18 protein-coding genes are annotated in these 22,924 nt (G+C 43.6%); 2 read left to right on the plus strand and 16 right to left on the minus strand.

Annotated features, from left to right (window positions below):
- Nucleotides 1-12: 12 nt before the first annotated feature.
- From H6F74_RS01075 to H6F74_RS01150, 16 genes are all read right to left on the minus strand, one after another.
- The gene (locus H6F74_RS01075; protein ID WP_242021745.1) at nt 13-612 is read right to left on the minus strand and encodes a sugar transferase; all 600 of its coding nucleotides are present in this window, start codon (nt 610-612) and stop codon (nt 13-15) included.
- A 56-nt stretch (nt 613-668) separates the two neighbouring features.
- The gene (locus tag H6F74_RS01080; protein WP_190434994.1) at nt 669-1,889 is read right to left on the minus strand and encodes a glycosyltransferase family 4 protein; all 1,221 of its coding nucleotides are present in this window, start codon (nt 1,887-1,889) and stop codon (nt 669-671) included.
- A 66-nt stretch (nt 1,890-1,955) separates the two neighbouring features.
- Nucleotides 1,956-2,831 carry a class I SAM-dependent methyltransferase gene (locus tag H6F74_RS01085; RefSeq protein WP_190434997.1) on the minus strand — a complete coding sequence of 292 codons (876 nt, stop codon included), beginning with the start codon at nt 2,829-2,831 and terminating at the stop codon, nt 1,956-1,958.
- Nucleotides 2,832-2,967: 136 nt separating this feature from the next.
- The gene (wecC, locus tag H6F74_RS01090; protein WP_190435000.1) at nt 2,968-4,185 is read right to left on the minus strand and encodes a UDP-N-acetyl-D-mannosamine dehydrogenase; all 1,218 of its coding nucleotides are present in this window, start codon (nt 4,183-4,185) and stop codon (nt 2,968-2,970) included.
- 36 nt (nt 4,186-4,221) lie between these two features.
- A complete protein-coding gene (gene wecB / locus H6F74_RS01095) occupies nt 4,222-5,340 on the minus strand; it encodes a UDP-N-acetylglucosamine 2-epimerase (non-hydrolyzing) (protein ID WP_190435002.1) in 1,119 nt (372 codons plus the stop codon).
- Complete coding sequence (gene asnB, locus H6F74_RS01100; protein WP_190435005.1) at nt 5,337-7,208, minus strand: asparagine synthase (glutamine-hydrolyzing); 1,872 nt, start codon at nt 7,206-7,208, stop codon at nt 5,337-5,339. Before asnB (H6F74_RS01100) ends, wecB begins: the two co-directional genes overlap by 4 nt.
- Before the next feature lie 3 nt (nt 7,209-7,211).
- Nucleotides 7,212-8,315, minus strand: coding sequence for a glycosyltransferase family 4 protein (locus tag H6F74_RS01105; protein ID WP_190435008.1), 1,104 nt, complete (start codon nt 8,313-8,315; stop codon nt 7,212-7,214).
- A 39-nt stretch (nt 8,316-8,354) separates the two neighbouring features.
- Entirely contained in the window at nt 8,355-9,779 is a 1,425-nt protein-coding gene (locus H6F74_RS01110) for an oligosaccharide repeat unit polymerase (RefSeq protein WP_277875727.1), read from the minus strand.
- Between the two features lie 89 nt (nt 9,780-9,868).
- The gene (locus H6F74_RS01115) at nt 9,869-11,113 is read right to left on the minus strand and encodes a glycosyltransferase family 4 protein (protein WP_190435014.1); all 1,245 of its coding nucleotides are present in this window, start codon (nt 11,111-11,113) and stop codon (nt 9,869-9,871) included.
- A gap of 27 nt (nt 11,114-11,140) precedes the next feature.
- Nucleotides 11,141-12,586: a polysaccharide biosynthesis C-terminal domain-containing protein gene (locus H6F74_RS01120; RefSeq protein WP_190456840.1), complete on the minus strand. Its 1,446-nt coding sequence runs from the start codon at nt 12,584-12,586 to the stop codon at nt 11,141-11,143.
- Nucleotides 12,586-14,490 carry an asparagine synthase (glutamine-hydrolyzing) gene (gene asnB / locus H6F74_RS01125; protein ID WP_190435019.1) on the minus strand — a complete coding sequence of 635 codons (1,905 nt, stop codon included), beginning with the start codon at nt 14,488-14,490 and terminating at the stop codon, nt 12,586-12,588. The genes H6F74_RS01120 and asnB (H6F74_RS01125) overlap by 1 nt, the downstream gene beginning before the upstream one ends.
- Before the next feature lie 50 nt (nt 14,491-14,540).
- Complete coding sequence (locus H6F74_RS01130; RefSeq protein WP_347269466.1) at nt 14,541-15,719, minus strand: DegT/DnrJ/EryC1/StrS family aminotransferase; 1,179 nt, start codon at nt 15,717-15,719, stop codon at nt 14,541-14,543.
- Entirely contained in the window at nt 15,716-17,050 is a 1,335-nt protein-coding gene (locus tag H6F74_RS01135; RefSeq protein ID WP_190435023.1) for a hypothetical protein, read from the minus strand. The genes H6F74_RS01130 and H6F74_RS01135 overlap by 4 nt, the downstream gene beginning before the upstream one ends.
- Nucleotides 17,047-17,631, minus strand: a complete 585-nt coding sequence (locus H6F74_RS01140) for an acyltransferase (RefSeq protein ID WP_347269467.1) — start codon at nt 17,629-17,631, stop codon at nt 17,047-17,049. Before H6F74_RS01140 ends, H6F74_RS01135 begins: the two co-directional genes overlap by 4 nt.
- Entirely contained in the window at nt 17,624-18,568 is a 945-nt protein-coding gene (locus tag H6F74_RS01145; protein ID WP_190435028.1) for a Gfo/Idh/MocA family oxidoreductase, read from the minus strand. Before H6F74_RS01145 ends, H6F74_RS01140 begins: the two co-directional genes overlap by 8 nt.
- Nucleotides 18,565-19,893 carry a nucleotide sugar dehydrogenase gene (locus tag H6F74_RS01150; RefSeq protein ID WP_190435031.1) on the minus strand — a complete coding sequence of 443 codons (1,329 nt, stop codon included), beginning with the start codon at nt 19,891-19,893 and terminating at the stop codon, nt 18,565-18,567. The genes H6F74_RS01145 and H6F74_RS01150 overlap by 4 nt, the downstream gene beginning before the upstream one ends.
- An 83-nt stretch (nt 19,894-19,976) precedes the next feature.
- Here H6F74_RS01150 and H6F74_RS01155 point away from each other — a divergent pair, with 83 nt between their 5' ends.
- On the plus strand, nt 19,977-20,849 hold the full coding sequence (locus H6F74_RS01155) for a hypothetical protein (protein WP_190435034.1): 873 nt from the start codon (nt 19,977-19,979) through the stop codon (nt 20,847-20,849).
- 51 nt (nt 20,850-20,900) lie between these two features.
- A complete protein-coding gene (locus tag H6F74_RS01160; RefSeq protein WP_190435037.1) occupies nt 20,901-22,811 on the plus strand; it encodes a nucleoside-diphosphate sugar epimerase/dehydratase in 1,911 nt (636 codons plus the stop codon).
- Nucleotides 22,812-22,924 lie beyond the last annotated feature (113 nt).

The following is a 22,924-nucleotide window of genomic DNA, read 5'->3' on the forward strand; positions in this document are numbered from 1 at the left end:
GGCGTGTCACCTCTACTTGGTTGAGGATGGGCTTGGGCTACCCTGAAACTCACTCATGGTGGCGTGATTCGGATGGGAGATGCCTTCCCGCTTAAATACTTTGACAAGGGTTAGGAATAAAATCTTCAGATCAAGCCACAGGTTCCAGTGGTCAACATACCAAACGTCAAACTTAAATTTTTCCTCCCAGCTGAGGGTATTGCGACCGTTGACTTGCGCCCAACCAGTGATACCGGGTTTGACTTCGTGGCGGCGGGCTTGTTCGGGGCTGTAGCGGTCTAAGTATGCCACTAGCAGGGGGCGGGGGCCAACAAAGCTCATGTCACCCTTGAGAACGTTCCACAGTTGGGGGAGTTCGTCGAGACTGGTTTGACGCAGGAATCGTCCGACCGATGTGAGGCGTTGTACGTCAGGAAGCAGATTTCCAGAGTCGTCGCACTCATTGGTCATGGTGCAGAATTTGTAGAAGCTGAAAATGCGACCATTTTTACCAGGGCGGGGTTGGATGAAAAAAATCGGGCGACCCATGCGAGTGTAGATGGCGATCGCAATGATTATTAGCAGGGGAGAAAATAGGAGGAGAGCGATCGCTGCAACGAATCGGTCTAACATCAACTTAACCAGTCGGCTGGACTTGGTGAAATAATTGATAGAACTAGCTTTGACCTTCATCCCTGAAACACTTTTTCTAGATAATCAACGAACTGATTAGCTAAGGCTTCGCGACTGAAACTTGACTCTGCCAACTGACGAGCATTTTTGCCCCTAATGAGGGTTTCTTGTCGATTATCCGCCAACTGACTTAAGGCATTAGCAAAAGCTACAGCATCGTTGGGGGGGCAGGTAATACCACAGTAATGCCCATCGATCAATTCTGCTAGCCATCCAGGGTAATTGTTAAGGACTGGCAGCCCGCAGGCGATATAGTCAAAAAACTTATTGGGCGATGTGCCGTAGTAGAATGCAGGGACATTTGCCAAAATCATCAAACCTACATTTGCTGTTGCCATCACTTTTGCCAACTCCAACTTGGGCATTGGCTGAAAAAATAGACAGTTATCCAGCCCTTCTTCAGTGGCTCGTTGAATAAAATTGGGTTTTAGCTTGCCATCACCAATCAATACCAGCTTAATATCTGTCCGTCCTTTCTCTTTTAAAACCTTTCCTGCATCTAGCAAAGCATCTAAACCGTTGGCCTTGCCGTGGGCACCGCAAAACAGTGCTACAAAATCATCATCTCTAATTCCAAGTAAATTGCATTTAGCTTCTGGATCAGGTTTGAAAAGGTCGAGATCGCAACCGTTGGGAATCATGGTTACTTTAGCGCTAGGTTTTCTGCGTACAATCCCCTTCACAATTCCAGGTGAAAGTCCTATACAGGCATCTGCTGTATGGTAAGCCAGCCATTCCAATATATCCAAGGCTTTCAGAACCAGAGGATTCGTAATGACTCCCATTGCCTTAGGGAGTTCTGGCCATAAGTCTCGCACCTCAAACACAAATGGGCGATTCTTAAAGACTTTCATAACTATCCCAGGAATTGCAACTGTCAGGGGAGTTGTGGTGGCAAATAAAAGGTCATATTCAGCGGTCAGTGCTAGTTTTATGCTTCCTAGAGCAAAGCGGAGAAATATCCAACTTCTTTTCAGAAAATTATCATAGTTAGAGTAAGGCAGGTAAAATTCTATTACTTCAATACCCTCTACGATACCCTGGCGTACGCCGTTGATGAAATTACTGGTGAGACCTGTATTTCCCATGTTATAGGAACCACAAACCATCGTTACCTGATGTCCTCGCGCAATCAAGCGTCGAGCCATTTCATAAGATCGAGTTCCAGTTGCTCCAGTAGGTGTGGTGAAATGTTGATGAAAATAAAGCACACGCATTTGAGTTAAGCCGCGCCTGGAACTAGGAATATTTTAATCACTTTTTCTTAACCAGCAGTTGCTTGTCTAGGACACCTTTTCTAAAACAATAAACGAGGAGTATATCCTTTGACCAATACGCAGATCGTAGAGTTTAGCAAGGGTTGGCAGAGCTAGTGGTGTGGACACTAGCATCTTTTTAACTATATTGCGTACCTTGCTTCGACCAGGTGCTTTGAAGGAAGCTGCTGAAAATACCTCTTGAGATAGTGGTAAGCGCTGCTGTTTTAAAATCTGAAAATTAAATTTTTTGCAGATATAATCTATTGTATTCATTCCTAAAAAATGTAAATGATCGGGAATTTCCCAATCAAAAATATCACCTTCTTTTACATTCTTTTTCATTTCGCCAACTTTAAGAATAAGTTTTCCTCCAGGTGACAAAATTGTCTGTAGCTTCCCAAATAAACGATCAAAATCGGGAATGTGAGATAAAACATTGAGCATCGTTATAGCATCAAAATTTGCAGTAGGATCAAACAACTCTACAGGCACTTGAAAAACATCACATCCTGCTTTCTCTCTAGCAAAAGCTGCCCTTTCTTGATTTAGTTCAATTCCTGCTCTATATAATTCAGGATAAGCAGTACCAAGCTTTTCTAAAAAATGACCTGTGCCGCATCCAATGTCTAAAATGGATTTTGCTCCTTTTAGCTCCTGAGCAATCAAGTCAAAATACCTATTTTGAAATTGTACAGAAGCCTGATAATGATGTTCTGGGTTAAGAATATCAAGATGATCGTAATTATAAGTCTGCACCCGACCATGAACATCTTCTAGATTGGGATAAGGATCAATATAAAACAACTCGCAATTATTACAAGCCTGTAATTTATATCCTCTTTCCGAAAAACAATATTGACTATCTTGAGATTTGCATAAAGGACAAACTGAACTATTCATAAATCCACCTCATATTCAATCTACCTAACCGCTTGTTGCCTTATACCTTTTTTTAACCCAGATTAAAATACATTTCTCTTATATGTAGGAACAGGACTCTCTTTAAATAGTAGATAAAATGTATCGATTGTAAGCTTCATTGCCAAATCCCCCGCGTATCAATCACAATCTTATCCTTGAGCCGTTCGCGATTAAGATTCACAAATTGACTATGGTTTACCAGTAGAACAACTATATTAGCTGCGGACAGTGCTATTTCAAAGTTAGTTAGGGTGACAGACAACTTAGCTAGTGATTGAGGAAGTTGCCTTATATGGGGTTCAACGACAAGGATGCCACCAAATTGACTTTGCGCCAATTTTTGCACGATACTCACCGCCGGACTTTCCCGTAAGTCGTCAACGTCTGCTTTGAAAGTCAACCCTAAGCAGGCTATCATTGGTTCTTTAAATTGGCAAGCTTTCTCTTTTATTTTTGCAATTACATGATGCAATTTAGCATCATTGACCTCACGGGCTGTGCGGATTAAGCGAGCTTGTTCGGGGGCTGAATTGACAATAAACCACGGATCGACAGGAATGCAATGACCGCCTACGCCGGGGCCTGGCTGGAGAATATTCACTCTCGGATGGTGGTTAGCCAGCTCAATGAGTTCCCAAACATTTATATTTAACTTTTCACAGATTAAAGAGAGTTCATTGGCAAAAGCGATATTCACATCACGGAATGCGTTCTCTGTGAGCTTTGCTAATTCTGCTGTACGTACTTCGGTACACAAAATCTTACCAGTCACAAACTGTCGATAAAAAGCCGCCGCCTTGTTTGCCGAAGCTTGATTAATTCCGCCAACGATCCGGTCATTGCTGACTAACTCCTTTAAGATTTGTCCGGGTAAAACGCGCTCCGGACAGTGGGCCAGGTAGAGCGAAGAGTGGACATCGAGATCAGGACGCAACTGCTCTAACCAATGGCCGATCTTTTCCGTTGTCCCTACAGGACTCGTTGATTCCAGAATCACCAGATTGTTGGGAGCGAGGTATGGTGCGATCGCTTCGGTAGCCGCTTCGATATAAGAAATATCTGGTATCCAGTCATCCTTTAAGGGTGTTGGTGTAGCTATGATATATACATCAGCAGGCACGGGTTGCAGACTCGCCCTAAGATTGCCGCTGCTTACAACCGACTTCACCAAAATGTCTAAATCTGGTTCGTGGATGTGAATTTCGCCGCGATTAATTGTTTCTACGACTTTGGGGTTTATATCTACCCCATGAACTTTAAAGCCTTTACTAGCTAGTAAGCTAGATGTCGGCAGACCGATATAACCCAAACCCATTACGCAAACTTTTTTCATGAAATTTATTTGATATTTGGATGATTTTTTTCCTGGCTATGCCACGGAGAACGTGGAGTGGAAAGATCCTTCTAATAACTTAAGAATCTTAGCACTAGCATCTCCCTCGCCATACAAAAGTTTAAAATCATCACTATTTCTAATACCAATACTTTTTTCGGCACTCAGGATTTTATCTGGGTCGCTACCAACTAGAGTGTTGAAACCGTATTCAACCAGTTCTACCCATTCAGTCTCTTCACGCAATGTGATGCAGGGCTTATGAAAGAAATAGGCTTCTTTTTGTAACCCGCCACTATCGGTAAACACACCTTTACACTTGGAGAGCAAGGTGATGATGTCAAAATAACCCACTGGTTCTATCAGCCGAATGCGGGATAGATGGTGGTTCCCCAACAACTTCCGGGTTCGAGGATGTAATGGCAACACCACAGGTGTAGTTTTAGAGATTGTTTCTAGCGCACCCATAATGTTACTCAGTCGAACTGGGTCATCTGTGTTTTCTGCGCGGTGGACTGTGGCTAAGTAAAAAGGCTCATTTAATTCATTAATGAGGCAGGCGATCGCATCTGTAGGCTTGGCAATTTGCCGATAAAACAGCGCTGCATCGTACATCACATCTCCCACATTGCTTACTAGCACCTGCCCGCGTTCCAATATACCTTCCTTCTCCAGGTTTTTAACGGCAGTCTCTGTAGGACAGAACAACCAACGAGAAATCTGGTCAGTCAGCACTCGGTTCACTTCTTCTGGCATTCGCATATTAAATGACCGCAGCCCTGCTTCTACGTGTGCCACAGGAATATGCAACTTAACTGCGGCTAAAGCGCCCGCCAGGGTCGAGTTAGTATCACCGTATACCAAAACTACATCAGGCTGTTCTTTTATAATCACCTCTTCAATCTTTACTAACATTCGCCCGGTCATCGCCCCCTGTGAAATGCCCCCAATACCGAGGTGATAGCCCGGCTTGGGAATCTGCATTTCTTCAAAGAACACGTCTGACAAGTTAGGGTCGTAGTGCTGACCTGTGTGAACTAAGATTTCATGAATAGGCGAGGTTGTATGCTGCTGGTTGTAAAGGGCGATCGCACGAGACACAGATGCTGCTTTAATAAACTGAGGTCTTGCCCCAACCACAGTGACTATTTTCATGAAATATACCTCTCAAATTTTCTCAGCCAAACTTCTAATGCCAATGGATTAAAAATATCTTTATACCAAACCGTACCTTGGCTGGCTTCTTGTTTGCAGTAAGCTTGATACTTTGCTAATAAATTCTTTCTATTAACTAACTTATTTTTAAATATAAAGCTATCTTCAGCAAAATAATCTAAAACACGTTCTTTTAATTCTTTTTTAAGCCATTCACTTTGAGGATTGACAAATCCTTTTTTGTCTTTTCGCCAAACAATTTGTTTGGGCAGATAAGGTTCCATTGCCTTACGAAAAATATATTTTGTCCATCCGTTTTTCAATTTCATTTCCATAGAAACTGGAATTAATGCTTCTATCAGTCGATAATCTAAAAAGGGTACACGCATTTCTCTACTCCACGCCATTGACATCCGGTCTTCGTAGTGAACTAATGCTGGTACTGAAAAATTTTCAATATCTAATCTCTGCCTCTGCTGAACAGTCATTTCAGAAGCTAATCCTAGCATCTTGGGAACAAAATTTTTAAGATTTGCCCCCCGAATATCCAATTCTGCTCCTTGCAAGTAACGCGGTAAATACCGTTTAGCTTCGCTAAGAGAAAATTGTTTCAGAATAGTTCCTCGCTGCCAAAATGACCACAAAACTTCAACTGCTTTTAAGTGTTGACTGCAACGAGCTAAAGCTTGAATATAAAAGCCTAGATATTTTTGATAGCCGCAAAGCAGCTCATCAGCCCCTTGTCCGCTCAAAATGACAGTAATACCCAAATCCTTAGCTTGCTTCATTAATAAATAATGAGCCACATTGGAAAAACTGCCTACTGGCTCGTCATTAAACCAGCAAACTTGCTCTAAGTAATCAAAAGCTTCTTCCGGCTTAAAGTCCAGTACAATTTTATGAGTTTTACAACCTAAGTGGTTGCTCATAATATCAATGAAGGGAGACTCATCATACCGAGAATCTCTACTTACTGCTGAAAGTAAATTTAACTGTGCATCTTTTCCCAAGATACTCTGCATGATTGCTGCAATTGAAGAAGAATCTACTCCTCCAGAGAGTAAGACTCCTACAGGGACATCGCTTCTCAGCCGCAGACGGACAGCATCAATAAAAATTTCTCTAACTTGCTCAACTAAATTATCTTCTGAAATATTTACTGCTTTGTGAGTACCCAAATTCCAGTAGGATTTTATATCCATCCTCAGAACTTCAGCAGAAAGGTCTATCACCCCATAGCTTGCTGCTGGTATTTTCTCGATACCTTCAAAAAAAGTTTCGTTAGAAGTTTCTAGCAGAGACTGGATGAGATATTCCCCAACAATTTGGTGATTTAAAGAGAACTTACGCCCTGTCATCTCAATAATTGTTTTAATTTCTGAGGCGAAGTACAAACTGTCATCTTGTAAAAAAAAATATAGAGGCTTAACACCAACTCTATCTCTAGACAAGACCAATCGATTATTTCGCCCATCCAACCACGCAAAAGCCCACATCCCATTAAATCGCGCTAGAGCCTCATTTACCCCCCACTGCTCCAAAGCGGCTAACACAACTTCAGTATCTGATTCGCCTCTAAAATGATGTCCTAAGTTCTCTAGTTCGCAACGAATTTCCCCGTAATTATAAACTTCACCGTTGTAAACAATCCAACTATTTCCATCTTTCGAGGTCATAGGTTGGCTTCCCGCCTCTGTCAAATCTAAGATAGACAGGCGTTGATGTCCTAAGCCGACTTGCCATTGATTGATTTGATGTTGGCAAATACCGTAAGCATCCAGACCACGGTGCTGCTGAATCCTTTGCGCTTTTAGCAATAAATCTCTAATATTTTCTTCGGAGCTAATAACTCCTGTAATTCCACACATGGCTTATATCAAATTACTATAAAGCTTCAAAAGTGTCTCTGATTCTTTTTCCCAATTATATTTATCTTCTACTGCTTTACGACCATTTTCGCCCATTCGTTTTGCTTCATCTGGGTGCTCGACAATCCGCTGAATTGCCTCTGCGATCGCTCTGGGATTTAGAGGATCAACACAAATACCACAGTCATTGCCTTCAATAATCTCTTTCCACAAGGGAAAATCAGAAGCAATTACTGGAATACCAGCCGACATATATTCAAACATTTTATTTGGCTGGGCATTAATATGATTAAGTTCTGGATGAAATAACACCAGCCCAGCCATTGATTTTGCTAAAGTTTCAGCAACTTCATTTCTGTTTAATTGCCCTAACTCTTTTATATTTGCCCAACCAGACATTGCTGCTGCCCGCTCTCGTTGATTGGCACTTAAGAATTTTCCACCCAAGAACAGCTTTGTATCCGTTTGCCCAATTGCCTCAACCATCTCAAAGATCCCACGGATATCAGCAATCCCGCCTACATAACAGACGGCGCGCTCTTTTTGCACTCCATCCAGATGAGGCAAATACAGCTCTGAAAGTATTGGGTAGTTGTTTACATTGACTGCATGGCAACCCAATTTTGAGAAGCGATCGCAAATAAACGGTGTAGCAGTAACTATAGCAGTAAGGTGCTGGGCAGCAAAGTTTTCTATTCGCTCAGCCATCCAGCTAATTGTTAGGCGTAAAGATTCAGCAATCCAACTTTTACTCAAGATGTCTCTTGGTACATCTTCATGTACATCATAAACAACTGCTCTACCTTTTATTTTTAAAATTAATCCTAGAAGAATTAGTTCTGGATCGTGAAAGTGATAAATCTCTGCATCTTCATCCAAAGCTTTCTTAAAAACTTGCCATACCGTTTTTACCATACGTTCTCGACGGCTTTTTGGTCTAAATACCGCATTGATTTGCACTCCAGCCACCAACTCATCCCTATCGTGAGGAACAATTAAAATCACTTCATAACCTGCTGTGACTAACGTTTTGCACTCTTTCAAAAAAATTCTGGTGTCAAAAGCAGAGTGAACTGATGTGAGATGAATAACTTTAGCTGTCTTCAAAATTATTTTCCTTTTAAATATATGAAAATTATAAAATTATTAACTCAATCTTTTTTCTTTAAATTCAGCTAAATTCATTTTTACTCTTACTGCTAGTGGAACCAGCAGCACTGTTAGCACAATTTCTAATCCCGTACCTAAAGGAGCTAGAAAGTCCGTAAACGATGTAGAAGTTAGCAGAATCATTTGGTATGAAAGCATTGATTGCAACACAACAGTGGGTGCTGACTTCGGCAATCGCAAAATTAGTACCTGTAGTCCTTGTAACGAAATTCCACAAATAATACTACCAATAACAATACCTGACCAGCCAAAATCTGCCCATAAGTAGCCAGGATAGGCAACATTTGAAGTACAGCTAGACATTGCATCCGGGTTCATGTACAAGCAGATGGTGTTGGCAACCGGAAAAGGGATATCAGTTATAAACTTATTAATGTATGGCAGTGTATGCCCTAATAAGAAACCTTGGTGTTTTGGAAAATAGTCAAAGTAGTAAAATATTACCTGAGCTGGAACGTAAAAGATCCGATTTACTATAGCATTGACTACCAGCAACCCTTCAATATTGAATTGATAAACTGCGAAGATTACAAAGACTGGAAAAGCAAGGGCTATAAGTATTATGAACAGCAGTTTGCTCAAAGAAAGTGTTCGACCTCTTATCAACAACCAAGCATAAGCCAACATAATTGTCAGTGCTGCTACGGGAGATTTTTCCAGAGTTGAGCCTGCATAAAATATGCTACCTAGAAGCGAAACTACAAAAAATATTTTCCACCACCAGCCCCGCAAACGCATTGCTAAGAGCAGAAGCAAAAGGGTCGTATATGGGAACAATACATCACGCAGCGCACCATAGACGTAGCGGATTCTGCCAGGAATGAGTTTAAGTGCATTTTCACGTGCTAGGGTAAGCTCTAAGGTTGTTTGACCACCAAGAATTGCATCAATAATTGGCAGTCTACCAACCTGCTTGAGGTAAAGCAAAAGTATAATAAAACATATTACCAATAGCACTATACTTGACATCTGAAGCTGACGAGGTAAGCGAATTGGTTTAGAGATCCAGTTATGCACATCTTTAGCAGATGAGGGAAACCAATAGTGCGTTAAAATAATCCCTACCAGCGTTAAAATAAAACTGATATTAGTGGCAAATAAAAAGGTGTTCTGTGTGGGAGATGGGTGAGCTGCGTAGACAAAAGGCAATGGCAGCAAAACCATTAGGCTATAAGCAGATATAAATATTCCGGGAATCCTAAAGGTACTAATGTTGAAAAGGTGGGGATAGAGACACACTACCACTCCTGTTATTAACAATGTCAGCCATACAACCAAACTGCTCTCCAGCAGATCGCTAGAAATGTTTGTTAATAGTTTGGTAGCTATTAGGCCTACGCCCCCTATTACAGCAAATACGAATAGACAAAAAAAGCGTAGAGGAATTCGTATCGTATCCATCCGGCAACTTTACGAGTAGGTGGTAGCCACAGTTAGTCAGTAGATTAGCATAATGCAGCCTGACATTGATAAAAGCAAAATAGTTTCTTTCAGGAATAACTACTTGCTAATTTTGAATATACATCCAGCAGCACTTGCTGATGCTGCTTCCAAGTATAATAATCGTCATAAACTTGCCATGCCCGCTGGCGATACTGCTCCAATGCACTCCGGTCGCTAACGAGTTCGTCTATTGCTTGAGCAATAGCTTCTACAAAGTCAGTGTTGCAGACAATACCAAGCTTATGCCCAATTACAATATTGCGAAACTCGATCAAATCATTGCATATTAAAGCGAGTCCAGCTGCCATGTATTCAAATATTTTGTTAGGTAGCGCAAATTCAGCTACCTGTTTTGAGTAGGGGATAATTCCAATATGGCATGCTGATGCTGCTTTACAAAGCTCGCTCATGGGGACTGGTGGTGCGAAAGTAATCTTTTTTTGTAGCCCCAGCGCCTCTACCTGTGCCCTCAACGCCAACTCTATATTTCCATAACCACGCAATGTTAAATGCACAGGTGCTTTCACTAGATTCATTGCTGTAATCAGGGATTCAATACCTCGTTGTGCAAGATAACCACCGTGGTAGAGCAGCTGGACTGGCTGGTCATCTGGCAGTGGTGTTGGTGGTTGTAATGGCACGTCTGCGGGTACATTCATCAGCACTGTGGGTAGTGTAATGCCGTAATGGATCGCCATCCGTTCGGCAATCGAGCGGTTAACTGCGAACACGTATGCACATCGCGGGGTACTGATGCGCTCAATCCAGCGAATAATCGCGTTAATGATAAACTCACTGCGCCGCTCATTGTACCAGTATTCATGAGCATCATAGACCACAGGTCTTTTGAACCACCATCCTACAACCAGTGCTGGTAAAAGGGTATCAACATCATGGGCATGATAAACATCAGCTTGCTGTCGCCCAGCGGCAAAGACATACACCCATAGAACAGTTAATAGATGAATCAGAAGCTGCACTTGACGCAGCATGTTTATTAACCAACCACGCCAGCTGATACGCGGCGACTGCTTTTGCGAGGTTGTATTATCAAACAGCCCTTGAGTCACCGGGCGTCCGCGTCTTGCTTTAAGTAAGCGACCCAAGCGCAGATGCCAAAGATCGAGCCGTTGCATCGCCACATTAGCAAAGATATCGGTTACGGGTTCAGTGCCAGTGCGACAGATACCAATTACCTGTACTGCATAGCCTGCTTGTGCCAGCGCTGTTGCCTCTTTCATCACGCGCGGGTCGTTGGTAATATCTGTTGTCACCAGCATACAAACGTGCATAGTGCGATCGCTTAATAATTTTCTAGTTTATTTCTGCTTGAGTCGAGTATAGGAGCGTTGCCAAAGAATCTTGAGTTCGGGCTTGACAAAACTCAATAGTACAACACCACTAACAGCCACACAAACACCTCTCAACACTGCAATATATATACCTTCATACCAGAACAGGGCTGTCATCACCCCGTAAGCTAATAAAAGACAAACACTGACACTGCCGAGACGTTTGAGATTGTAAGGTAGCGGGTATAAGCGCTGGCTTACAAGTGCCACGCAGAGGGTAGCCAGACTATAGGAAATGGCGGTGGCAATCGAGGCACCAAAAGCTCCTAACTTAGGTATCAGCAGTATGTTGAGTGCTATGTTGAGTAGCGCAGCTAGAACAATAGTCCAGGTAATATGATGGGTTCGCTGTACAATTTCTAACCCGGTGCTGAATATATAGTATGCGCCATACACAGCCTGCGCGAGGATTAGCGGTGTCAGTAAGGCAGTAGCCTGAACATACGCTTTGGTCGCAAATATCTGTAAAAGCAATGGAGAGGCGGCAGCGATTAGCAAGCCAATCCAGCCAACACCAACGAAATAGTAAACTGGCATGATGGCATAAATTGTGCGAGCATTCGGTTCTGTTTGCACACGCAACGCAAAGGGTCTCCAGCTGAGTTGAACGGCAAATGTAAATATTGCTACGCCAGCAGCAAGCCTATTAGCAATCCCATAAAGTCCTACCTCCTGAAGTGTGGACAGCTTTGCTAGGAAGAAGCGATCAGAGGAATTGAGAACCCAATACATACCGCTTACAGGCAGTAATGGCAATCCCAAACGTAATAGTGGCAGTGCTTGTGTGAATGTAGGGATTTGTAGATGTTGCTTCAAGACTAAGCCCGCGGACAAGAGGGTGATAACTAAATCAGCCAAAACTAATCCTGAAACCACTCCCAGAACACCGAGTTTCTGCACTGCTACCAACACAATACTGAAGCCTGCTACCAGTACTACTTGACAGACGGCTACCAAATTGTAGAAAAGTGGCTGTTGGCGTAGGCGTAAGTTGTCACGAAAAAGCGTGAATACGCTTGTCAGCCACATATCAAAGCACAAAAGGCGTAGTGCAGGTGTATACTCCTGGTTGCCTAGCAACCCATTGACCAGTGCTGGCGCAAGCAGCAGTCCACTCAAGGCACATATTCCAGCAAAGGAAGCGACGAGGACAATGCTCGTCATAACCAGGTCATGCTGCTGTTTTTTTGTTTCAGATTTAAAAAATAAAATTTGAACGGATGTATCTATACCCAGCATCAACAGGGGTTGAAACAATGCCACCGTTGTGAGCAATATATCTAGTACGCCATAGTCTTTAGGGGTGAGAAACCGCGTGTACAGGGGCAACAAGAGTAGCGATGCCAAGCGATTAATAGCAATACCGAGGCTGTAGGTTGCATATTGCTTGATAAAGTCCCACATTGTTGACATTAATTGATGACATTTGTAGGAGGGCGATCGCTCAAAAGTTTGAGCCACACCTCTGTATTTAGCCAGCGCCAGACCAGATGCTCATCAGCGGATGCTAAACTTGCTGAACTTTGCAGGATTGCGTTAGCGGCTTGCCGATCGACCCAGCCACGCTGAATGATTTCCCCTTGACCTAAATACTGCTGAATTTTTGTCCAGTATTGACGCAACCAGCTATCTTCAGGTGTGCCAAAACCAATCTTGTTGCGTCGCTGGCTAATCTCTGTTGGCATCACATCTTTTAATGCCTGCCTTAGCAGCCATTTCATTTGCCCATTGCGAATTTTCATGGAATCGGGCAGACTTGCCATAAAGTCCACTAATCGATAGTCCAAAAATGGCACTCTAGCTTCTATTGAGTGAGCCATTGAGCTGCGGTCTTCATATTTGAGTAATGCTGGTAAATTTGTAGCTATGAGATCGCGCTCAAGGTGCTGCCCCAATAAAGTAGGATGATCGGAATTTATTGTTTCTTGTATGTAAACTTGCGATCGCATCTGTTCTCCTAACCAGATTGGAAGCCCGCGTCGAGTGTAGAGTAGGCGAGACTGCCATGTCAGAGGAAGTGTACTATGAAATATCCTCAATATATGTTGCAGCTGCCAACGGTCAAGACTACCCGGCTTGTTGGTTAGTGCCTGTCGTAACACAGCCAAGTTACCGCTTTGTAAAGCTCCCGCCATGAATGACCAGTAGTACGGCTGGTAGCCACACATCACCTCGTCGCCACCTTGCCCATCCAACATTACCACTACTCCCGCCTCACGGGCACGCCGCATCACACACCATTGGGCATAAAGACTGCTTCCTGCCACTGGTTCTTCCTGATGCCAGACCATTGTCTCTAAATCGGCAAATAATCCTTCCCCATCTGGATAAATGTAGTGCGACTCTGCCCCAGTTCGAGTAATAACTGGCTCAATCCATTGCCGTTCATCGCAGCGAGGGTCGCTGTAGCAAGCTGAGAACGCCTTCTGTTGCGCTCCAACGTTTGTGCGGTCAGGCTTGCTGTCGTTACCAAACAGGATTTGATTGGCAACACACACAATTGCTGAGCTATCTAACCCACCGCTGAGGCAAGTACCAACTGGCACATCGCTTTGCAGGCGCAGACTGACGCTATCAAAAAATAGATGCCGAAACTTTTCAATTGCCTCGGCATCGCTAATATAAGGATTGTATCGACTATGGTCAAGCTGCCAGTAGCGCTGGATACGGATGCCTTGGACATCCACCAGCAGGTAGTGCGCTGCTGGTAGCTGCTTGATGTTTGTAAAAAATGTCTCCTCCCCAAACTGCACTTTTTGAAACACTAAATAGGCGTACACTGCACCTTCGTTTGGCTGGCGCGGCGTTTGTGGGTCAGCAAAGAGGGCTTTGATTTCTGAGGCAAAGATGAAGCGCTGGGCATCCTGGTGATAATAGAAAGGTTTTATGCCAAAGCGATCGCGAGCACAAAACAACCGCTGCTGGCGGCTATCCCACAGCGCCAAAGCCCACATCCCATTAAAGCGGCTAAGACAATCAATTCCCCACTGGGTGTAGGCGGCAAGAATTACTTCAGTGTCGGAACGCGAGCGAAATTCGTGACCATAGCGTTTCAGCTCACAACGTAGCTCATCATGATTGTAGATTTCGCCGTTAAACACGAGCCAACAATTACCATCAGCACTCGCCATCGGCTGATGACCTGCTGGGGATAAATCCAGAATCGCAAGACGGCGAAAGGCAAGACCAATACTATCATCAACAAAAAATCCCTCGTCATCAGGACCTCGATGTTGTTGAATGTTCGCCATGTTGGCAAGTAGCGTCTGCTCAACTGGCTGCCGATCGAAACGGAGTATACCTGCAATACCACACATTAAAAATCATCTCGAAAAGACTGTGCCGCTCGCCCGGTTTTGTTTTTGTCCTAAGAATCCTTCAGTATACACTTCAAAACATCGACAATCTGTTCTTGAAGTTCTACAGACATTTCTGGCCAGATGGGTAGAGATAGTACCTCTCCCGACGCCGACTCAGCTTGCGGTAATTTACAGCCTTGATCAGCATAAATTGGCAGTTGATGCACCGATACTGGGTAGTAGATCATTGTGCTAATTCCTGCTTCAGCGAGGCGCTGCTGCAAAGTGTCTCGCCTTCCTTGAAGAATCCTCACTGTGTACTGGTGATAAACATGATCGGCACAGGGAGTCTCCCCAGGAGTAACAATCCCCGAAATATTCTTCAACAGTTCATCATAGCGCTGTGCCACCTGCCGCCGCCCCTGATTCCATTCATCAATATGAGGCAACTTCACCCGCAAAATCGCGGCTTGCAGCGTGTCCAGCCGACTGTTATACCCGACAACCTCGTTGTAATACTTCTTGCGACTTCCATGAACCCGCAGCATTCGAGCCGAGTCTGCTAAAGCATCATCATTCGTTGCAATCAACCCTCCATCCCCATAGGCCCCCAAATTTTTACTGGGGAAAAAGCTATAAGCACCGATATCCCCAATTGTCCCAGTTTGTTTACCCACATAAGCATCTGGCTTACAAGCGCGATCGCCTTGCGTTTCCAAAGGAGAATCGCACGTGCTGCAATTCCCGCCATAAACTGCCCCAAAACTTTGGGCACAATCTTCTACAACTTTTAAGTTGTATTTCTTAGCTAATTTCATGATTTTGCCCATCTCTATTGGTCGCCCATAGAGATGTACCAGCATAATTGCCTTAGTCTGCTCGGTAATCTTTTCCTCAATTAGGTCTGGGTTGATATTCAAAGTACGCTTGTCAATATCCACAAATACAGGTGTAGCACCGACATGGCTAATTGACTCAGCTGTAGCAAAAAAAGTAAAAGGTGTGGTGATTACCTCATCTCCAGAACCAATACCAAGCGCCCGTAAACTGATAAATAGGGCATCTGTACCGCTGTTAACAGCGATCGCGTGTTTCACCCCCAGGTATGCTGCCACTTCCTGCTCAAACAGCTTTACATCTGGCCCCATGATGAACTGACCAGACTCTAGCACGCGAGCGATCGCCTTATGAATCTCTTCTTTAAGGCTTTCATACTGAGGTTTTAGATCCAAAATGGGAGTCTTCACTGGTATTTTTCTCTGGGTAATTTACACGCCAACCGAGCAATCAGTTCTAAAATACCACTCTTATATTGGGCTTTCCCTTTGATAAAGGGATGCCTATCACGAGTAGTATCATGATTAAGATATAAGGATATTTCCCTGTCAGTAAGCGGATAACGCGAACCGATAAAACAATATGGTTTTTGCATGGATTTTTCTGGCAGAAAAGCCCACCAACCTATTAACATTGTGCCAGAAAGTTCGTAAGATCCATAACCTAGCATTGTTTTATCTGTGTGGTAGCCATAACGATATATTCCATTGTTACCATCCATAAAATTAGTTGTTCTAAAATTAGGGAAAGCTGATGATGGAGGAATTAAAACTTTTTGAATGAATTGAGCAGCTAAGCCACGCCTCAGTTTCAAAATATATTCAACTTTTTCTAGCTGTTTTTGAGCCTTAAATCCCCTTTGCAAGGAAACCAACCAGAGGGGCCATCTGTGACTGTGCGAACTATCTCCTGCAATGCCAGGTATCGGTTTTTTATCTAAATTTATAGCCTGATGATACCAGCCCGCGTAGGCATAATCAGGATGATCTTTCCAGACTCCAGGCTGAAATAACCACCGACTCGCATTAGCTCCAATAAACACGGCTTCTTGCTTTAAAGTTTTATATGCTACATCTAATATTTCATCTATAAATTTAGGACTATTATTCAATAAAATTGACTTTAAATCTGCTGCAATAGCAAATACAAACAACTCTTCATCTGTAAAAGACCGATAATAACTTTTTTCAACTGATTTGGTTGAAAGCTTCCACATTATTCGCTCTTTCATGCCTTGACGAAACCAAAATTTATCCCATGCTGATGTAGGTTGCTTCCATGTAACCTCTAATGAATTTAATACTTTTCTTAAAGTATCCTTATTAAAATGATTGTTCTTTTCTTCATATAAAACTAAATATTCAGATACTAAATACAAAAATTGCAACTTTGTTATTGAATCTAGACCATTAAAATTATCTCGAATATAGCTATTTCTAAACCGATTAAAAAAGTTATTAAATCCATCAATTCCAGGGCAATAGTTTGAGGCAAAAGCTGAATGCAAAGGTACCATCAAAAAATGGCTGGCATCATAGGCATCACGTTCTCGCCAGAGAGGTTCATGTAACATTGGCTGCATTACCTTCTCCCATAAAACAGCCTCTCGACTTGTTGTAGGTAACGCTGCACATTGACCAGATGATTCCGCTGTAAACCTTCTCTCTGCAAATTGATTTCTAAAACCCAACAATAAAAGGAATAGTACCAATATTGTGGATAGTAAAGACGCAATCTTCATTTCGATATTTTCCTTACTTCCATATTCGATACTCGCTGATATTTTGTTTTTGTTGAATCAACAGCATAACCAGCAGTATCAAACTCTAACACGTCACCATAGGCGCTCATCCAACCAGTGATTTTTGCAGGAACACCAGCTACTATTGCATAGGCAGGCACATCTTTCGTAACCACCGCACCCGCTGCTATAAAAGCATATTCATGTAAGGTTACTCCACAAACAATCGTGGCATTTGCTCCAATACTTGATCCACGCTTCACCAATGTCGTCACGTAATCATTGCTAGTATTACGGGGAAACTCACAGCGTGGCGTTTTGACATTCGTAAACACCATACTAGGGCCACAAAAAACGTAATCCTCCAGGATCACCCCCTCATATAGAGATACATTATTTTGAATTTTGCATCCATTTCCCACGACGACATTGTTTGCCACAAAAACATTTTGCCCCAAAGAACAATTTTTCCCAATCTTCGCTTTGCTTAGAATGTGACAGAAGTGCCAGATTTTTGTTCCCTGCCCAATTATCGCACCTTCATCTACATAGGCAGACTCATGAACAAAATAATCAGCCACGCAGCGCCTCCTGAACTTTCTCCAAAATTTCAACCACCGCCACCCCATTCCAGCCGTCTGAGCGTGGCTGCTTTCTTGTATCCAAACATTCTAGAAAGTGTTCGCACTCAATTTTCAACGGCTCAGATTTGGCAACTTCTACGCTCCAACTGCCCTCATCTCGATTATTTAAGTTCGCATCAACGCTTTTATTGTGTATCGTAACTGTTTGCAAAACCTCGTCGTAAACCAGCATTTGCTTCTGGGCAATTACAACCGTACTGCGTTGATTTAAAGGCCAGTACCAGGAGCAGTGAATGTGAGCCGTTTGACTTCCCTCAAAGCTCAAATCTACGTGTACATTATCTTCAATCCCTACCTGTAACATCGCGTGACCATGCGCTTGCACCTGTTGAATTTGAGGATTACCTAATAGGTCTAAGATTACTGAGATATCATGAGGTGCAAACGACCACCAAACATTCTCCTCAGTGCGTACCTTACCAAGCTTCGCTCGTTGAGTCGCAATATGCAGGACAGATCCCGCTTTACCGCTTGCCAAATAGTCTCGCATCCACGCGATCGCTGGTTGGTAAAGTAGTAGATGACCCACCATGAGAATGCGCGAATGCTCTTGGGCGTATTCTGCCAACGTTCGCGCCTGCTCTGTTTGCAGGGTCATGGGCTTTTCCACAAAAACATCTTTACCCGCTTTCAAGGCAGCGATCGCTAAGTGGTAATGTGTTGGTGCTGGTGTTGCCAGCACCACTGCCTGAACATCGGTTGCTAGCACTTCCCGATAATCTGTGTAAGTTACTACATCTGGATATGTAGCGGCAACTTTGTTCCGGAGGTCTGGGTTGACCTCAGCTACACCTGCCAATGCGTCCAGATCGTAAAAATTACGAACCAGATTCCGACCCCAGTTACCGGTTCCGACGACGATTACTCGACTCACAGTAGTGTCACCTTTTCCCTGTCACAGTTTAAATGCCGAGTTACACCCCGCGTATCCAGAACCGCTTGGGCTTTCTGAACCAGGTTGATGTAATCAATCCCACTATGATCTGTTGCAATAATCACCAAGTCAGCTGCTGCTATATTTTCATCGGTTAGTTCTACGGAGTAAAGCTTTTGACCAGAAACTTGAATTTCAGGTACATAGGGGTCATGGTAAGTAATAGTTACTTTATCCTTTAACAAGCAACTCATGACAGCGATCGCAGGCGACTCTCGCCAATCACCGAGATTTTTCTTATAGGCAGCACCAATTGCTAGTACAGTAGCCCTAGCAGGCGCAATTCCTAAATCATTAAGGACTCGCCACGCTTTGTCTCTGACAAACTCCGGCATTCGGCGGTTAATTTCGCCTGCTAGAGCAATAAAATGCGTGTCAAAGTTAAATTCCTTAGCTTTCCACTCTAAGTAGTGCGGATCGATAGGAATGCAGTGACCTCCAACACCTGGCCCCGGATAAAACGGCATTATACCAAATGGCTTGGTGTTAGCAGCATCTAAAACTTCCCACACGTCGATACCCATGCGATCGCACAACATTGCCAACTCATTCACAAGGGCAATATTAACAGCACGGAACGTGTTTTCAAACACCTTAACCAACTCAGCTGCCTTAGCACTACTAACTGGTACCACTTGCTCAATCGTCTGCTCGTAGAACAACTTGGCAGCTTCCAAGGAATATGGGTCAGAAGCTCCCACAACCTTGTTTGTATTCTTGGTTGTGTAGCGCTGATTGCCAGGATCTACCCGTTCTGGAGAATGGGCAAGAAAAAAATCCTGACCCTGCTTCAAACCGCTAGTATGTTCTAAGACTGGTCGCATTACTTCATCTGTGGTACCTGGATAGGTGGTCGATTCCAATGTCACCAGCTGTCCCGATTTCAAGTGTTGGGCAATTCCTTGAGTAACATTCTCGATATAGCTTAGGTTCGGCGTTAAATTCTTCGTTAGCGGTGTGGGTACGCAGATAACGATTACATCCATTTCCGGTACTTTGTCAAAGTTCAAGACAGCCTGGAGTTTTCCACTGCTTACGACTTGTTTTAATTCTTCATCTTTGACATCATTAATGTAGTTATCAGCTATATTGACCCGTTCCGCTCTAATCGGATTCTGCTCGATTCCAAACACCTGAAAGCCAACTTTGGCTTTTTCAACTGCAAAGGGTAAACCTACATATCCCAAACCCACAACACCAACAGTGGCTGTATGAGTTTTAATTTTTTCTTGCAAAGTTAGTAAGGTTTTAGGTTTGTCACTCATCTAGTTCAAATTTCATTCCGCTGCCACTCTATACTGTATACTAGCCGCGATACCCGCGATACCAGGTACAGGAGGCGAACCGATTGGCTCAGTACACCGACCCCAGGCAAATACAGGATGAAGATAATCTTTCTCTGTTAGAGATTATCCGGTTTTTCCGTTTACACTGGAAGTTTTTGGGGCTGACGACGGTGGTATTGTCGAGCGCAGCCATAATCCTCTTCTTATTGAAGCCCCAGCAGTATCAAAAGCAGCTAACTCTTTCAGTTAAACAGCTTCCAGTTTCTGTCTCATCCTCCTTATCATTGCTAGGAAAGGATGTTAACCAAACTGGTATCCAAGCAGTGAAGTATTTACAAAACCAACAGTTAGATAAAATTACTGTCCAGCCAAGATTTGATGCCAGCACTCAGCAGGTTGACGTAACTCTGCAATCTAAAAATACTGGTGCTTTAGCTCAATCTAGCTCTAAAATCACGAGCAAACTAAAGACCCAATTTCAAAACCAAATGGGCGAAGCTATAGAGGTTGGCTTGACCGTTACAGAACAAGAGTTAAAGAGAAACCAACAGGTTCTGGCTCAAATAAAGCAGCAAATTGCAGAGTTTCCCCCAACCTCTGGGACTTCCTCCCAGCAAATTCAAATCCCAGCAAGGCTAGATGCTTTGGAGCAACAACGGGCAAGGTTGGAAGTGGCGATCGTTGCTGGAGAAATTGACAAAAAGTACCTACAGCAAGCTCAAAAAAATCTGGCTGAGTTTACTAATCAAGTGATGTCTGTCCAGATTGTATCGGAGTCAGATTTGCCACTAACACGATCCATATTGCCGGTGGTAGTGTTTGCGATCGTCGCTAGCTTTATGGTTGCTGTTGTTGCCTCTATTATCGGTGACCAGATCCCGCGTTTGCAGCATGAGCTGTCAAAGGCGAAAATTGACGGTAGCAAAGACGTTTAGGCAAGGTTATGATTAACGATTGCTGGCAACATCTCCTGGCATAAGTCTTCCATGTCTAAGCGCGTAAAGTTTCCCTCTGTGTATCGACTAGGACAATTGAGCCTGGATGGATTTGTTGCCTGGTCTGCTTGCAGCCTCGCGTTCCTGATTCGCTTTGACGGAGCAGTTGCAGACACTCACCAAACCTTGGCATGGATTCTGCCCCTAGTTGCCATTCCCAGTCGTCTACTTATCCAGGCGGGTTTTGGTCTGTACCAACAAGTGTGGCGTTTGTTCGGTCTTAAGGATGCCACCTCCCTTTTTCATGCCGTCACCGTCTATTCGCTGCTAGTTTTAGTCACCACCCGACTTCTCATTCCGCGCTTCATACCATTTAATGGAATTCCTCTGAGCGTTGCCATAATTGACTGGAGCTTCTGCTTTCTGGGAATGGCTGCTCTACGCCATGCTCGCCGATGGTCAGTCCATCGCACCCAAATGAGGTACTACCCCCGCACCCGTCGATCAGAACGTCCGCGGGTGCTATTGGTGGGGGCGGGTATGGCTGGGAGCCAAATTGTCCAAGAAGCGCGACAAAATCCGCACCTGAATTTAGAAATCGTCGGATTTGTCGATGATGACCCGACTAAGGTGGGTCGCAAGGTGGAAGGGGTGCCAGTTCTGGGATCTTCTGAGCAGATGGTAGCGATCGCTTTAGCGCTGAATGTTGATGAAGTGTTGATTTCCATGCCTTCTGCCAGTGCTGCCAAAATCCGCAAACTGCTTAATTTCGCTGTTGGCACTAATCTGAAACTCAAAGCTTTACCGGGACAGGCAGAAATTCTACGCGATCGCACTCTGACCCCGCAAGCCAGAGAAATCCAAATTCAGGATATCCTGGGACGACCGGAAATTCGGCTGGATCTGGCGACCGAGTTTTCCGTGCAGTTTCCGAGTGCGCGATCGCAATTTAAAAATCGTACCGTCCTCGTCACTGGTGCAGGTGGCACCATCGGTTCAGAGATTTGTCGCCAACTCTCCAGACTGGAACTTAAAAATTTACTGCTTCTAGGAAGAGGCGAAAACAGCATTTTTAATATCGAACAAGAATTAAGGCGAGACTTCCCCAATTTAGTCACCACCCCCTTAATTGGAGATATTCGCTCTTTTTCCCGAATGCAGGACATATTCAACACCTGGAAACCAGAAATTGTCTTTCATGCTGCCGCTCACAAACACGTACCATTGATGCAGCATAACCCCACGGAAGCCCTTGAAAATAACTCCCTTGGTTCTGCTCAATTAGCAGCTTTAGCTGATGCCTACAAAGTAGAAACATTTGTAATGATTTCTACAGATAAAGCCGTTGACCCCTCTAACTTTATGGGTTTAAGTAAACGCTTAGCGGAACTCATGGTAAAAGCATATGCCGCCAAAAGTTACACCCGCTTTCTCGTCGTGCGATTTGGCAACGTTTTAGGCAGTCGCGGCAGCGTCGTGCCTATATTCCAACAGCAAATTGCCAGAGGCGGCCCTGTTACTGTCACCGACAAGTCAATGACCCGCTACTTTATGACCACTCCTGAAGCCGCGCAGTTGGTAATTCACAGCCTTGCCGTGGGAAAATCAGGGCAAACCTTAATCTTAGATATGGGTCAGCCAGTCAACATTTTTGAACTAGCCGAACAAATGATTCACTTGGCAGGACTTACCCCAAATATTGATATTCCTATCTGCATCACAGGTTTGCGCCCAGGGGAAAAATTACATGAATCTTTAATAAATTCTCATGAAAAAGTCATTGTTACAGAACATCCTAAAATTCTGGCAGTTTTTAGTCAATTACCGCCAGTAGAAGCAGCTTTATCAGAGGTCATAACTACTCTAAAAGAAGCGATAACAAATCGTTTACCTGCTGATGAACTGTGGGCAGTGGCTCAAAAATGTATACTTACCCTAGAAGCCAGAATTTCTAAAACATAAAAATTTCTTACATTCGCCAAATTTTATTTAAATATAATTGAGTTTTATATAATAACTATTGTCAATCATCCATGAGTGTAGTAAGCATTTAATAAAACTCGGCCGCCACCAGC

The organism is Trichocoleus sp. FACHB-90, from assembly GCF_014695505.1.
Taxonomy (GTDB): domain Bacteria; phylum Cyanobacteriota; class Cyanobacteriia; order Cyanobacteriales; family FACHB-T130; genus Funiculus; species Funiculus sociatus.